Source organism: Anaerococcus porci (genome assembly GCF_009696575.1).
GTDB lineage: Bacteria > Bacillota > Clostridia > Tissierellales > Peptoniphilaceae > Anaerococcus > Anaerococcus porci.
Genome location: NZ_VULQ01000008.1, coordinates 13,943 through 28,207, shown reverse-complemented (window position 1 = coordinate 28,207; position 14,265 = coordinate 13,943). Strand labels below are relative to the sequence as shown.

The following is a 14,265-nucleotide window of genomic DNA, read 5'->3' as shown; positions in this document are numbered from 1 at the left end:
ATGAAATTTGAAGGCATAGTTAAAAGTATTATTTATAGAAATGAAGAAAACGGATACACAGTATTATCTTTAGAAACTTTTGATTCTCCTATAATATGTACTGGAACTATGCCTTTTTTTAATGAAGAAGACAATATAGAGATTATTGGTGATATTATTTATCATGAAAAATATGGCGAGCAAATTAATGTAAAAGAAGCAAGGTTAAAAAAGCCCTCAGGTAAAAAAGCTATAATTAATTTCCTATCAAATGGTAGTATTGAATCTATAGGTAAAAAAACAGCCGAGCTTATCTATGATAAGTTTAAGGATGAGTCCATAGATATAGTTTTTAATAATCCTGATAAACTCTTATCTATTAATGGTATAGGTAAAAAAAAGCTTCAAAAGATAAAAGATTCAAGTGAAGCGGCAAGAGAGAGTAGAGAGGTACTTTTATATCTACAGTCCTTAGATATATCATATAATCTTTCAAATAAAATTTATAAAAACTATGGTGATGATACCATTAGCCTTATAAAAACTAATCCTTATAAGCTAAGTGAAGATATAAGAGGGATAGGTTTTCTTATGGCTGATAAGATTGCTTTAAATATGAAAATGGAAAGGGACTCTGATTTTAGGATATCTGCTGCTATTAACTATATACTTAAAAATGATGCTGATATGAGTGGTAATTGTACCATGCTTTTAGAAAAACTTATAGATGACGTATATGAATTAATAAAGGTAGATAAAGATATCATTAAAAAACAAATTTTATCGGATCAGCTAAATTCTAAAATTTTAATAATGGAATTTCAAGGAAATAAATATGTATATGAAAAAGAACTTTATAAGGCAGAAAAATCTTGTGCCATTCACCTATCAAGACTTAAAAATGAAGATTTTATATTTGATATTGATATAGATGAAAACTTTGAAGGCTTTTCGAAAGAACAAGAAGATGCCATAGATCAAGCCTTTAGAAATATGCTTTTAGTAGTAACTGGAGGACCAGGTACTGGAAAAACCACAATAATAAGAGCAATTACAAGGATACTTGAAAAAAATAATCTTAAATTTTTACTTGCAGCTCCTACAGGAAGAGCTGCAAAAAGAATGCAAGAATCAACTGATAAAAAAGCTCTTACAATTCATAGACTCGTGGGCATAAAACCTGATAGCCCAATTCCAGAATATAACGAAGAAAACCCTCTAATAACAGACTATATTATCTTAGACGAGGTATCTATGATTGATATAAGATTAATGGACACCTTACTAAGGGCAGTAAGTGATAAAACAGCCTTAATCCTTGTTGGAGATCATAATCAGCTTCCTAGTGTTGGACCTGGAAATGTCTTAAAAGATATACTAGAAACAAATATAAAAAATGTAAAACTTAAAAAAATCTTTAGACAGGCTAAGCAAAGTAATATTGTAGTAAATGCACATAGGATAAATGAAGGAAAATATCCTTATTTAAATCAAAAAAACAAGGATTTCTTTTTTATAGATTCAGATAAAAAAAACTTTATTAATGATATATTAAACTTGGTCAAATTAAGGCTGCCAAGCTATTATAAATTTGATCCAATAAATGATATCCAAGTTCTTGCTCCTAGTAAAAAGTCTGATTGGGGTACAGTCAATTTAAACCTTATTTTCCAAAAAGAGCTTAATAAGTCTAATTCACAGATTAAGGTCAATAATAAAATATATAGGATAAATGACAAAGTCATGCAAGTTAGAAATAATTATGACCTTGAAAGTGATGATCCATCGAATTTTGATGATGGGGTATACAATGGGGATATAGGTAGGATTATTGATATTGATGTAAAAAGAGAAAAGCTAAAGGTTGAATTTTATGATGGAAATATTGTAACTTATAAAAAAGATGATATAAAAGATTTAGACCTATCATATGCTATAACTATACACAAGTCGCAAGGTTCAGAATTTGACTGTGTAATTATACCAATGATGAGTACATCCTATATGCTTTTAAATAGGAATCTTCTATATACAGCTATAACAAGAGCAAAAAAGCTCGTTATACTTTTAGGGGAGAAGAGGATTTTAAAACAAATGGTGAATAATGATAGACAGTCTAAAAGATTAACTAATCTTAGTTTTTGGATAAATGAGCTTGATAAGGTATTGAAATGATTTTAGATTTTTTATTTTTAGATGAAAATTTATGTTTATCATGTAAAAGGGAAACACATGAAATACATTTCTTATGTGAAGAATGTCTGGATAAGTTAGATTTTGTAGATAATGAATTTAAGATACTAGATTATAATACAAGAGTCTTATATTTTTACAATGATTTTATGGCAAATCTTATAGCTGATTATAAGTTTAATAGAAATACCTCACTTTATAAGGTATTTGGGTCTATGATTTATTCCTATTTAAAAGAAAAAAAACTATTTAATTTTGATTATATACTTGCAACACCTTCGTCAAAGTCAGTTTTAAATAAGAGAGGATTTGACCATATAAGATTAATTTGTGATTATTTTATAAAGGATTTAGGTATTAGTTATCTTGATTCTTTCAAAAAAATAAAAAATACCAAGGTCCAACATATTTTATCTAGAGAAGATAGGGAAGTGAACCTTAAGAATTCATTTTTTATAGATGAAGACTTAACTGGAAAATCGATATTGGTATTTGATGATATTATAACAAGTTCAAATACTATGAAGGAGATAATAAGAACTTTGGAAAAAAATAACCCAGATAGTATTGAAATAATTGCTCTTGCGTCAAGCCACAGAGTAAAAAAATAGTAGCTATTGCAAATTTAATTGCAACGGCTACTATTTTTAACTTATATCTTCTTCTTTTTCATTTTCTCTTAAAAATTCATGAATTTTTACAGCAAGAGCCATTTCTATTCTTTTCTTAAATACTTTGCATCCATAATCATAAATTTTATTGATATCGCCACCTGCATTAAAATTATTTGCAGCACAACCACCAGAACAATACATCTGTGCCCAGCAATCCCTACATTTTTTTTGGCTATAAAGGTTATTTTTCTTAAAATTAGAAATCAAGTCTTCTCTTTTTATACCATCATAAACATCTCCGATTTTGAAATTTTCGTTTCCGACAAATTGATGGCAAGGATATAAATCTCCTGTTGGAGTTACAGCCATATATTCAGAACCTGACCCACAACCAGATATTCTTTTATAAACACAAGGACCATTGTTTAAATCTATCATATAATGATAGAAGATAAACTTATTATCCTTATCTACAGCTTCAATTAGCATATCAGCAAGTTTTTCATATTCATTATATATCTTTGGAAGATGTTCTTCCTTAAGTGCATAGTCCTCTTCACTGTTTCCAACAACTGGTTCAAGGGAGGTTCTCTTAAAACCTAGATTAAGATAAGTTTTTATATCTTCTGTAAAATCAAGGTTATTGGCTGTAAAGGTGCCCCTCATGTAATATTCTTTATCACCACGTTTTTCTACAAGTTTTTGAAATTTTGGAACAATCTTATCAAATGAGCCTCTACCATCTATAGTCTTCCTAAATTCATCATGTTTCTCCTTTCTTCCATCAAGAGAAAGAACAACATTTTTCATATTTTCATTTAGATAATCAATTTTTTCATCATCTAAAAGTACTCCATTGGTAGTAAGAGTAAAATTAAAGTGTTTATTATATTCTTCTTCCTTACTCCTTGCATAGTCAATAGTTTTTTTAACCAATTCCCAATTTAAAAGTGGTTCACCACCGAAAAAATCAATATCAAGGTTAAAATGTGATCCAGAATTTTTTAAAAGAAAATCTATAGCACTCTTTGCTACATCCCATGTCATTATTGCTTCAGGACCATGGTATCTTCCGCCTTTAGCAAAGCAATACTCACAAGATAGGTTACAAGTATGGCTTACATTAAGGCACATAGCTTTAAGATAAGTTTTCTTATTATCTATATCAATAGTAATATCTTTAAAATCATCCTTTGAAAATAAAAGATTTTGATTTTTAAGGCTTTCTACTTCAGACAAGCTCTCTTCAAATTCCTCGTTTGATATATTATGTAGTTTTTGAATTTCTTTTTTTATGTATTTTTTATCCTTATCAAAAAGTTCTATAATATCATAAGTTATATCATCTACTAAATGAACAGAACCTGAATATACATCTAGAACTATATTATAGCCCTTTGCTCTATATTGATGAATCATAATTTCTCCTTAAATTATAGTGAAATAGTCTAGATTAAGACCATAAAAAAATAAGGGTCATGCCCTTATTTATTTTTTGAGTTTACACATTCTTGATTTGCAACACCACAAGATGTTTTACAAGCTGATTGGCAAGATGTTTGACATTCTCCACAACCACCATCTTTTTTGCTTTTGTGAAGATTTCTTGTATTTAAAGTAATAATTCTTTTCATTTTTATCTCCTTAAATTATGTAGTATTATTATCTATATTCTAACAAAATAGTCTACACTTGTCAATCTAGTATAATAAAACCACCCTTTTCTATATTAAGCTGTACAGATTGTTCTAGTAGATTTTTAATATTTGAAATTATATCTATATCAAAAATTTCTCCAGGAACTATTAGAGGTATCCCTGGGGGATAGGCATAGATAAAAGATCCAGAAATCTTCTTATCAGCATTATTAAAATCAACAATCTTTTTCTTTCTTCTTAAGGCATCATTTATAGATAGGGCCCTTTTAGGTATCTTATAAGAAAAATCAAAACTATCTTTCTTATAAGAAAGATTCTTATCCATATTTATTATTGTTTGTTTAAGCTTGTTAAAGTCTTTCTTTTGATTAAAAATAGAGCTTAATAATAAAATATAGGAATAAGATACCATTTCTACTTCTATTTTTTTCTTATATAAAAAATTCGAAAAATCATTTCCATTTATATTAGTATTTTTACAAGATATTAGAATCTTTGACTTATCTTTATTTTTATTATTAATGAATTTAAGATTTGAAAGTTTAATATTATATAAGTCATCTAAATTCTCATTTAAGCTATTATACAGCATATAAAACTTTTGAAAATTATCTATCATATCATCTATGGATTGACAAATTATATATGATGGAGAAGATGTTTGAAAAATAGCCATATTTCGTCTTACTTCTTTTTTGTCTATAGATTTATTATTTATTATAACTCCACCAGCAGGAGTTAGAGCAGATAGATTCTTATGAAAAGAAGTAATTGCAATATCAAAATCTAATTCATCATATAATTTATCAAGAATTAGGTGAGATCCATGTGCCATATCTAATATAATCTTGGTATTTTTTGAGATTTTTCTTATTCTTTTTAAATTAAGCATAAATCCTTCATAAGAGGGTGATGTCAAAACTATGGCACTATAATCCTTATTTTTCAACTTGTTTTCTAAATCATCATAATCTATATCATAAGCTATATCACAATCTATAAGTAAATCTATAAAATCTGCATCTAAATTAAAAATTTCTATGGCATTATAGACTGACTTGTGGGAATTTCTTTGGACAAGTATATTTTTATTTTTTCTTGTTAGTGTCCTAATGGATGAAAGTATTCCACAAGTAGATCCATTTGTAGAAATGATAAAGTCAAAGGACTTATATATTTCTTTAAGCTTATCTTCCATATCCTTAAATATAGTTTTGGGGTCATTTAGGTTATCAAATCCTCTAATTTCTGTTATATCCCTATCATAAGGTAATGCTTTATTTAATATATTCTTATTTCTCTTATGTCCTGGCATAGCAAATGAATAATAATTATCTTCTATATATTGGTCTAATTTATCTATTAACATATAACTCCTTTATGTCACTAAATCCATATAGATAGGATTTCTTATTATAAAAACATTATATTTACATAATTTGTCATATAATATATAATTATATCACGAAGTTTACACAAAATTTATAATTAACATATATTTATTTAACAGACAAGAAAAGAGGGGATTAATATTAGTAGAGAAAGAAAGATAAAAATTTTTTCATTTATAATTTCATTAATTGTAATTCTATTTTTGCAATCTTTTATTAAAGATTTTTCCTTTAAAGCGTTTACAAATGAAGAAATCATAATTGAACAAACTTCAAATATTACAAAAGATTCGGATAATTTTAAAATCTATTCGATTTATATAGGAGATAAATTACTTAACCTTGATAATATGGATATTAAGGGGTGGGAAAAGTCAAATACTGAAACAGGTTATCCAATAAAAACAAATGGATATAGTGAAGGAAACCATATTAAATTTAAACCACCATTAAAGCTTTTATTTGATGACTTAACAGTAAACTTTGCTACAAATCCAGCTTATTCCCAAGCTGTTATGACTTATCTCACAGACCATACAATGACCATGTATGCAAACTCATCAGATAATCAATCATATGTAGATATCTCTTATACAGGTCTTGTATCTGTATTGATACAAACTTTAATTGCAATACTTGCTATAGGATTTTTCTATATATTCTTATATAGTTTAATAAATAAGTTAATAGCATCCAAAAATCCAATTAAAAAATTAGCTTATGGATTAAAAGATTATATTATAGATTTTGTGATTTTAGCTATATCTATATTTGGAATGTATAAGATAAAAGATCATATATCAAATACTGGCACATTTACAGTCTTTAGTACACCTTATACATTCAATGACATGATTGCTCTTATACTCATGGTATTTTTATTAAGTCTTGGGATAAGAAGTGTATATAAGAATAGGAAGGATGATAAAAAATATTCCATAGTTAATTGGATACTTTTTGTTATAAATCCATTTGTATCTTTTTATATATTAGAGTCAGCCTATAATCCAGAATTTATGTCTATGGAGATTGTTTATATACTTATAAATGCTCTTATACTTTTCTTAATTCAAGTACTACTTTATATAGTATCTAGAAAGAAAAGACTATCCATGGTACTTGTACTCTTAATTTCTATTGCATTTGGTATAGCCAATGATGCCTTATTTATATTAAGAGACTCACCACTCATACCTGCTTTTTTAAGCTCGCTAGGGGTTGCAGCCGATGTTGCTAAAGAAACTACAATTGCTCTAAATCCTATGTCTTTAATGGCGTATCTTTTAGCTTCAATGTGGCTTTTGATTATAATTTCAATAAAAGAAGCTAAGATTAATATAAGTAAGCTTTCATACTTAAAGCAATTTATCGCATATTCTACAGTATTTGCCATAATACTTGTTACAAGCATAAATTATTTTATAAAACAAAATGGAGTAGGAGTAAATTTATGGAGACCATCCATAACTTATTATGTTGAAGGTTCACCTTATAGTTTCTATAGGATTTTTGCTAATCAAATAATAACTGCTCCTAAAGGATATGATGAAAAAGAAGTTAAAAATACCTTAGAAGAATATTACAACAAGGATATAGGAGAAAAAGATAATAAAAAACCTAATATAATAATAATTCAATCGGAAGCTCTTGCTGACTACTATGGGAAAGGGAATTTAGAAATTAGTGAAAACCCTATAGGATTTCAGAGGTCTTTAGATGAAAATGCTATACAAGGAAATGTTTATGTATCGGTTTTAGGCGGGGGTACGGTTAACTCAGAATATGAAGCTTTGACTTCTATTCCTTTAACTTTTTTCCCTTTAGGTGCTTATCCGTTCCAACAATATGTGAAAGATGGTCATACATCCGTTGCAAGAGTTCTTGAAGACCAAGGATATGAAACCTTTATAACTCACCCAAATAAGCCGACAAACTATTCTAGACAAGAAGTTTGGCCAAACCTAGGCTTTAAAAATATAGATTTTATAGACGATTATAATAATGAATCTGATAGTTTTATGCCATTAAGTGGTTTTATGAAAGATTCTGTTGCCTATGATATGATAATTGATAAGTATGAAAATAAGTCAGAAAAGCCACTTTTTTATTATTTGGTGTCCATGCAAAACCATGGTGGCTATGTATCAAACTATGAAGGAGATGTAAAAGTTGAAAATCCAACAGGTATAGATGATCAAGGTGTTAACCAATATGTGAATTTAGTTAAAGAGTCAGATAAGGATTTAGAAAGGTTAGTAGAATATTTTAAAAATTATGATGAGCCTACAATCATAGCCATATTTGGAGATCACCAACCACAAAACTATGACGCTTTCATGAATTTGATTAAAGATGGTGGAGATTATACAAATGCAGATGTTTTCGATACACCTTTAACTATATGGGCAAATTATGATATAGAAGAAGAAAAGGATGTAAATATATCACTTAACTACCTTACACCATATCTATTAGAAAAAGCAGGTGGTATCAAGCTTTCAGCCTACCAAAAATATATGCTTGATATGAAAGATGATTATCCAATAATTAGTACAAAGCAAATATATGATAAAAATGGTCAAGAGGTTAATGATGATAGTGAATTTGAAGAAAGAAATAATAAGCTCAATTCATTAATTTACTATGAGATGAAACAAGATACTAAATCATCTAAATACTTTAATGAAGCTTCAAAATAAAAATAACCCGAAATCATTTCTAGATTTCGGGGTTTTTTCTTGATAAATGCTATATTCTTATAAATTATGATATAATAAGATTGTTAAAATATGATATTAAAATAAAAAAGGAGAATATATGCAGAGTATAATAGATTTAATTAGAACATCATTTTCTAATGAAATAGCTCTATTAATTATATCTATGCTTCCTTTAATTGAACTTAAAGGCTCTATTCCTATAGGTCTTGCCATGGATTTTACTCCATTTGAAGCATATGGATTATCATTAATGGGTTCAACTATACCTGCAATTTTTATACTATTGTGGATTAAGCCAGTCTTTGATTGGATGAAAGAAAGAAAAGAGTTAAAAAAAATTGCAGATTGGGCTGAAGGAAAAGCCTTTAAGAGAAAGGATAATATAGAAAAATATGAGTATCTAGGTTTGTTCTTATTTGTAGCCATACCACTTCCAGGTACAGGAGTTTGGATGGGCTCTCTAATTGCATCACTTCTTGGACTAAGAAGAATTAAATCTTTTCTTGTAATAGCTTGTGGAAATACTATAGCTGGCTTAATTATATATATTTTTTCAAGTTTTTTCTTTTAAGGGGATTTTATGAAAAACATTAAAAAAACTATTATAAAATTAATCCTTATTATATTAATGGCTATTACTCTATTTTTAGCTATTTTTGTAATAAAGGGTCTTATATCATCAAGTATTGTAAAAAATGAAAATAATTTTATAGGCGATGATTTATCTGATGGTAATACAATTGAACAAAGACATAAGGATGAACTCTTCTTCTTATTTGCAGGAGTAGACTCTACAGGCGAGAAGACTAATACTAGAACTGATACCCTAATGCTTGTATTGATGAATAAGTCTACAAAAACTATTGATATAATTTCTATACCAAGAGATACAAGGGTATATATTGAAGGAGAATTAGACAAAATAAATGCAGCACATTCTTATGGTGGTATGGATATGACAATAAAAACCATAAGAGATTTTCTTGGAATAGATCTCGATTATTATTGTGAAGTAAATTTTCAAGCTGTTGTAGATGGAGTAGATGCTTTAGGTGGCATTGATATAGATGTAAAAGAACCTATAGCAAATGCTCAAGATATAGAACCTGGTTTGCATAGATTTAATGGACAAGAAGCCCTTAACTATGTAAGATTTAGGAAGGGATATTCAAATGCAGATCTAGGAAGGATTGCAACCCAACAAGATTTTCTAGTTCAATTTATAAGCGAACTATCAAAACCTAGCAAGCTTTTAAGAATACCAATGGTATTTTCGAAACTTAGCTCAAATATGGATACAAATATAAATTATAAAAATCTCTTATCATTTGGATGGGCTTTTAAAAATATATCTCAAGCCCAAATCACTACATATACAATACCTGGCTATCCAGATACTATAGACGGAATTTCTTATTATATTCCAGATTCAGAAGCTACTATAGATATTCGAAACCAAGTATTGTATAATTACCTATTAGAAGAGTAAAAGGAGAAAAAATGGATATTAAAGCAACTATTAGAGTAATTGAAGACTACCCAAAAGAAGGAATATCATTTAAGGATATAACAACACTACTTAAGAATAAAAAGGCTTATAAAGAAACGCTTGACCTTATGGAAGATGCCTTAAAGGATTTAGAATTTGACTATATAGTAGGAATTGAATCTAGAGGATTTGTTTTTGGAGCACCACTAGCTGATAGACTAGGTGTTGGATTTGTACCAATAAGAAAACCAGGTAAACTCCCAGGAGATATAGAATCTATTTCATATGATTTAGAATATGGAAAAAGTGAAATAGAAATTCACAAGGATGCTATCAATAAGAAAGATAAGGTTGTTATTATTGATGATCTTATAGCAACAGGTGGATCAGCAATGGCTTCAGCTAAACTTATAGAATCCCTAGGAGGAGAGATAGTAGCTTTTGAGTTTTTAATAGAACTAACAGAACTTGGAGGTAGAGAAATTTTAAAAGATTATAAGGTAATATCGCTTATAGAATATGATTATTAATAAGCTTTCATCAATTTGAAAGTTTTAATTTTTTGGAGGAATTATGGAAGATAAACTTACTGTAATAATACCACTATATAATAGGGAAGATAAGGTTAAAGATACAATTCTATCTATTGAAAATCAAACCTGTAAAGATTTTGAGATTCTGGTAATTGATGATGGTTCAACTGATAATTCCAAAAAAGTTATAGAATCTTTAATGAAAGACTATGATAATATAAGATATATATATAAGGAAAATGGTGGAGTATCATCAGCTAGAAACCTTGGGATTAAGAAATCTACAACAAAGTATATTTCATTTTTAGATTCTGATGATTTATACGAGGTGGATTTTGTAGAAAAAATGCTTTGCATTATAAGAGAAAATGATGGTGATATAGCTATATGCGGATATTATATTGAAGATGATTATGAAAAAAGAGAAAGTAAGACTAAATTTATTAGTAAGGATATCCTTTATAACTACATACTAGGAAAAAATAATTTTCATACTTCTACTTTTGTATTTAAAAAAGAGTTTATTAGAAAAAACAATATTTACTTTTATGAAGATCTTTCATGGGGAGAAGACATTTCTTTTTTTATAAAAGCTATGTCAAAGACAAAAAATATAAATCTTGTTCAATATTTTCTTACTACTTACATAAATAAGATTGATGAAAAAGCCTTATCTAATTTTGAAATAGAAAAAATTGACAAGGACTTTAATTTCGTTAATAGAATAATAAATGATAAAGATATAAACTTAAGTAAAAAACATAGAGAGGTCTTGGTAAATTATAAGCTTATAGGCTTAATTGTATATAGATTGCTTGAGTGCCTCGATAGAGGATATGATATTAATTTAGTTAAAAAATATTATAATAAATACAAAAAATATATAGAAAATATTTCAATGAAACAAGGGTTAAGAAGTTTAAAACTTTTTGTTAATAAACAAAAACTAGAAAGACTTCTTAAATAACTAGATTATGAATTTTAGTCAAAGAAAAGTAGGAGCTGTTTTATCTTATCTTTCAATAATTATAAATACACTATTAACACTTGCCTATACACCAATCATTCTTAATTATTTAGGAGATGCTGAATATGGAGTCTATGAACTTACAGCATCTCTTGTAGCATATCTAGGACTACTATCATTAGGATTCGGTGGAGCTTATATTAGGTTTTACTATGGGTATAAGGTGAAAAATGATGATTCTGGAATAAGAAAACTTAATGGCTTATTTATAATAGTTTTTATGTTTATGGCCTTTATAGCTCTTTTTTTAGGTATTATATTAATATTAAATTTAGATACTATATTAAGTGGTAAATTAAGCATAGGTGAAATTTCTCTTTCTAAAAAACTTATGTCAATACTAGTTGTTAACATATTTTTAACTTTCCCGACTAGTGTTTTTGAAGCTTATATAACAGCAAATGAAAAATTTATATTTCAAAAAGTCATAATGCTTATAAGACTAATACTATCGCCAGTGTTAGGAATACCATTACTTATGATTGGCTTTAAGTCTGTAGGGTTAGTTATTGTTACAACCCTTATAAGTTTTTTCGCTCTTATTTCTAATTCTTATTTTGCAATAAAAAAATTAGGTATGAGATTTGATTTTACAAGTATAGATAAAAAACTATTAAAGGCTATAAGTGTTTTTTCAAGCTTTATCTTTTTAACTATGATAACGGAACAAATAAATTGGTCTGTAGATAAGTTTGTTTTGGGAAAATTTGTAGGAAGTCTTGCAGTTACAAGTTATGCTATGGGATCTATCATATATAGGGCCTATCAGCAACTAGCAGCATCTATTGTAAACGTATTTGTTCCACAAATAAATAGAATGGTATCAAACGATGAAAGTGATATGGAGATTACAAAACTATTTGCAAAGATTTCAAGAATCCAAATGTATGTTTTAATGTTATTTCTTTTAGGTTTCTTTGCTTTTGGAAAATTCTTTATTTCTAATATTTGGCTAAATAAATCCTATATAGAATCTTATTATGTAGCATTAATTCTAATGTCAGCATCATTTTTATCTCTTATTCAATCCATAGGTATAGATATACAAAGGGCTAAAAATTTACATAGATTTACAGCAATAGTGTTTTTTATAGTTGCTATAACAAACTTTTTTATTTCAATACCCTTAGCTATCAAATTTGGTCCTATAGGATCGGCCTTGGGTACAGCAATAACAGTAACAATAGGAAATGGAATAATAATGAATATTTATTACTATAAAAGGATAGGTATTGATATATTTTATTATTTTAAAGAAATTATATTAGTATTAAGAGGTATGATACCAGCTATATTAATCTCCTTAATCATATATAAAATAAATATAAAATCTATATATGAATTTATAGGATATATTATAGCTTTTGTAATATTTTATTGCTTTACTTCTTGGTACTTATCTATGAATAAATTTGAAAAAGATCTAGTAAGAAAACCGATAAAGTCCTTAATTAATATTATAAAGAATAAATATCATTCTTTATAAATAAGTTTTTTATATAAGGTTTTAAGTCATAATTACATCTAGCATTTACTTATATTATATTGTGATATTTCTATATCTTATAGATAATTTAAAAGATGATAATATTTATTAAAAGCTAACAATTAATTATAAATAATAGAAATATTTATAATTAAAACTTGAATATTTACATAAACTTAGTATAGTAAGATTAAGGTCAAAGATGGTCAGAGAATGATGGAGGTAAATATGAAATATCAAGATTATTATAAAATATTAGGTGTAAAAAAAGATGCAAGCAAGGATGAGATTAAGAAAGCTTATAGGAAGCTTGCCAAAAAGTACCACCCTGACCTTCATCCTGATGACAAGGAAGCCACAGTGAAATTTTCTGAAATAAATGAGGCTTATGAGGTATTATCTGATGATAAGAAAAGAAAGCAATATGATATGTTTGGGCAAAGTGGAAACTTTAGCCAAGGTCAAAATTTTGACCCTTCTCAATTTGATTTCTCAGATATATTCTCAAACTTTGGATCATCTAATAGGTCTTATACTTACACTAAAGGTGGAGGATCAAGTTCTGGATTTTCAGACTTTTTTGATACATTTTTTGGAGGTGGAGGATTCTCTCAAAAAACACATCAAGGATCTTCGTTTTCAAATTTTGGAACAGGTTTTAAAGCAAAGAAAAAACAAAAATTAAATACTACAGTAAGTATATCACTAGATGAAGCTATTAAGGGAAGTAAAAGAACATTAAAAATAAATGATAAAAATAACTCTATTAAAGAGGTTAACATAAATATACCAAAAGGATTAACATCTGGTAAAAAACTTAAGATAGATGGACTGAAATATGGAATAAGTGCTGATATATATGTCAAGGTTAATATAAAAGAAGATTCAAAATATAAACTAGATGGCCTCGATATTATACAAAAAGAATCCATTTATCCATGGGATGCCTACTTTGGAGAAAAAATTACAATAGATAGTCCAAATGGAAAGTTTAAGGTAAATATTCCAGAAAAGATAGAATCTGGAAATAAGATAAGAATTAAAAATAAGGGATATGTTGATATGAATAATAATCAAGGTGATTTGTATATAGAAATTCAAATCAATAATCCAAAAACATTAAGTAAAGATCAAATTGACCTATATAAGAAATTAAAAGAAAAAAATTAGGAGGC

At 27.5% G+C, this 14,265-nt stretch carries 12 protein-coding genes; 9 read left to right on the top strand and 3 right to left on the bottom strand.

Annotated features, from left to right (window positions below; translation table 11 throughout):
• The gene (gene recD2 / locus FYJ26_RS07225; RefSeq protein WP_154541075.1) at nt 1-2,154 is read left to right on the top strand and encodes an SF1B family DNA helicase RecD2; all 2,154 of its coding nucleotides are present in this window, start codon (nt 1-3) and stop codon (nt 2,152-2,154) included.
• Nucleotides 2,151-2,783 (top strand): ComF family protein, encoded by a 633-nt coding sequence (locus FYJ26_RS07220; protein WP_154541073.1) that lies wholly within the window; start codon nt 2,151-2,153, stop codon nt 2,781-2,783. The genes recD2 and FYJ26_RS07220 overlap by 4 nt, the downstream gene beginning before the upstream one ends.
• A gap of 36 nt (nt 2,784-2,819) precedes the next feature.
• Here the strand turns inward: FYJ26_RS07220 and scfB are convergent, their stop codons facing one another.
• The 3 genes from scfB to FYJ26_RS07205 form a co-directional block, all read right to left on the bottom strand.
• Nucleotides 2,820-4,205 carry a thioether cross-link-forming SCIFF peptide maturase gene (gene scfB, locus FYJ26_RS07215; protein ID WP_154541071.1) on the bottom strand — a complete coding sequence of 462 codons (1,386 nt, stop codon included), beginning with the start codon at nt 4,203-4,205 and terminating at the stop codon, nt 2,820-2,822.
• 65 nt (nt 4,206-4,270) lie between these two features.
• Nucleotides 4,271-4,420: a six-cysteine ranthipeptide SCIFF gene (gene scfA / locus FYJ26_RS07210; protein WP_154541069.1), complete on the bottom strand. Its 150-nt coding sequence runs from the start codon at nt 4,418-4,420 to the stop codon at nt 4,271-4,273.
• Between the two features lie 61 nt (nt 4,421-4,481).
• Nucleotides 4,482-5,813 carry an Orn/Lys/Arg family decarboxylase gene (locus FYJ26_RS07205; RefSeq protein ID WP_154541067.1) on the bottom strand — a complete coding sequence of 444 codons (1,332 nt, stop codon included), beginning with the start codon at nt 5,811-5,813 and terminating at the stop codon, nt 4,482-4,484.
• A gap of 225 nt (nt 5,814-6,038) precedes the next feature.
• Between FYJ26_RS07205 and FYJ26_RS07200 the strand changes: the two genes are divergently transcribed.
• The 7 genes from FYJ26_RS07200 to FYJ26_RS07170 all read left to right on the top strand — a co-directional run bounded on the left by FYJ26_RS07200 (nt 6,039) and on the right by FYJ26_RS07170 (nt 14,260).
• A complete protein-coding gene (locus tag FYJ26_RS07200; protein ID WP_154541065.1) occupies nt 6,039-8,534 on the top strand; it encodes an alkaline phosphatase family protein in 2,496 nt (831 codons plus the stop codon).
• A 118-nt stretch (nt 8,535-8,652) separates the two neighbouring features.
• Complete coding sequence (locus tag FYJ26_RS07195; protein ID WP_154541063.1) at nt 8,653-9,126, top strand: COG2426 family protein; 474 nt, start codon at nt 8,653-8,655, stop codon at nt 9,124-9,126.
• Nucleotides 9,127-9,135: 9 nt separating this feature from the next.
• A complete protein-coding gene (locus FYJ26_RS07190) occupies nt 9,136-10,044 on the top strand; it encodes an LCP family protein (protein ID WP_154541061.1) in 909 nt (302 codons plus the stop codon).
• Nucleotides 10,045-10,055: 11 nt separating this feature from the next.
• Nucleotides 10,056-10,574, top strand: coding sequence for an adenine phosphoribosyltransferase (locus tag FYJ26_RS07185; protein ID WP_154541059.1), 519 nt, complete (start codon nt 10,056-10,058; stop codon nt 10,572-10,574).
• A 43-nt stretch (nt 10,575-10,617) separates the two neighbouring features.
• Entirely contained in the window at nt 10,618-11,544 is a 927-nt protein-coding gene (locus tag FYJ26_RS07180; protein ID WP_154541057.1) for a glycosyltransferase family 2 protein, read from the top strand.
• Nucleotides 11,545-11,551: 7 nt separating this feature from the next.
• Nucleotides 11,552-13,090, top strand: a complete 1,539-nt coding sequence (locus FYJ26_RS07175) for an oligosaccharide flippase family protein (protein ID WP_154541055.1) — start codon at nt 11,552-11,554, stop codon at nt 13,088-13,090.
• Nucleotides 13,091-13,318: 228 nt separating this feature from the next.
• Nucleotides 13,319-14,260, top strand: a complete 942-nt coding sequence (locus FYJ26_RS07170; protein WP_154541053.1) for a DnaJ C-terminal domain-containing protein — start codon at nt 13,319-13,321, stop codon at nt 14,258-14,260.
• Nucleotides 14,261-14,265: the final 5 nt, after the last annotated feature.

Bases quoted from the DNA above. Each gene is read 5' to 3' on its own strand.
- recD2 (WP_154541075.1), top strand. From the start codon at position 1: ATGAAATTTGAAGGCATAGTTAAAAGTATTATTTATAGAAATGAAGAA.
- FYJ26_RS07220 (WP_154541073.1), top strand. From the start codon at position 2,151: ATGATTTTAGATTTTTTATTTTTAGATGAAAATTTATGTTTATCATGT.
- scfB (WP_154541071.1), bottom strand. From the start codon at position 4,205: ATGATTCATCAATATAGAGCAAAGGGCTATAATATAGTTCTAGATGTA.
- scfA (WP_154541069.1), bottom strand. From the start codon at position 4,420: ATGAAAAGAATTATTACTTTAAATACAAGAAATCTTCACAAAAGCAAA.
- FYJ26_RS07205 (WP_154541067.1), bottom strand. From the start codon at position 5,813: ATGTTAATAGATAAATTAGACCAATATATAGAAGATAATTATTATTCA.
- FYJ26_RS07195 (WP_154541063.1), top strand. From the start codon at position 8,653: ATGCAGAGTATAATAGATTTAATTAGAACATCATTTTCTAATGAAATA.
- FYJ26_RS07190 (WP_154541061.1), top strand. From the start codon at position 9,136: ATGAAAAACATTAAAAAAACTATTATAAAATTAATCCTTATTATATTA.
- FYJ26_RS07185 (WP_154541059.1), top strand. From the start codon at position 10,056: ATGGATATTAAAGCAACTATTAGAGTAATTGAAGACTACCCAAAAGAA.
- FYJ26_RS07180 (WP_154541057.1), top strand. From the start codon at position 10,618: ATGGAAGATAAACTTACTGTAATAATACCACTATATAATAGGGAAGAT.
- FYJ26_RS07175 (WP_154541055.1), top strand. From the start codon at position 11,552: ATGAATTTTAGTCAAAGAAAAGTAGGAGCTGTTTTATCTTATCTTTCA.
- FYJ26_RS07170 (WP_154541053.1), top strand. From the start codon at position 13,319: ATGAAATATCAAGATTATTATAAAATATTAGGTGTAAAAAAAGATGCA.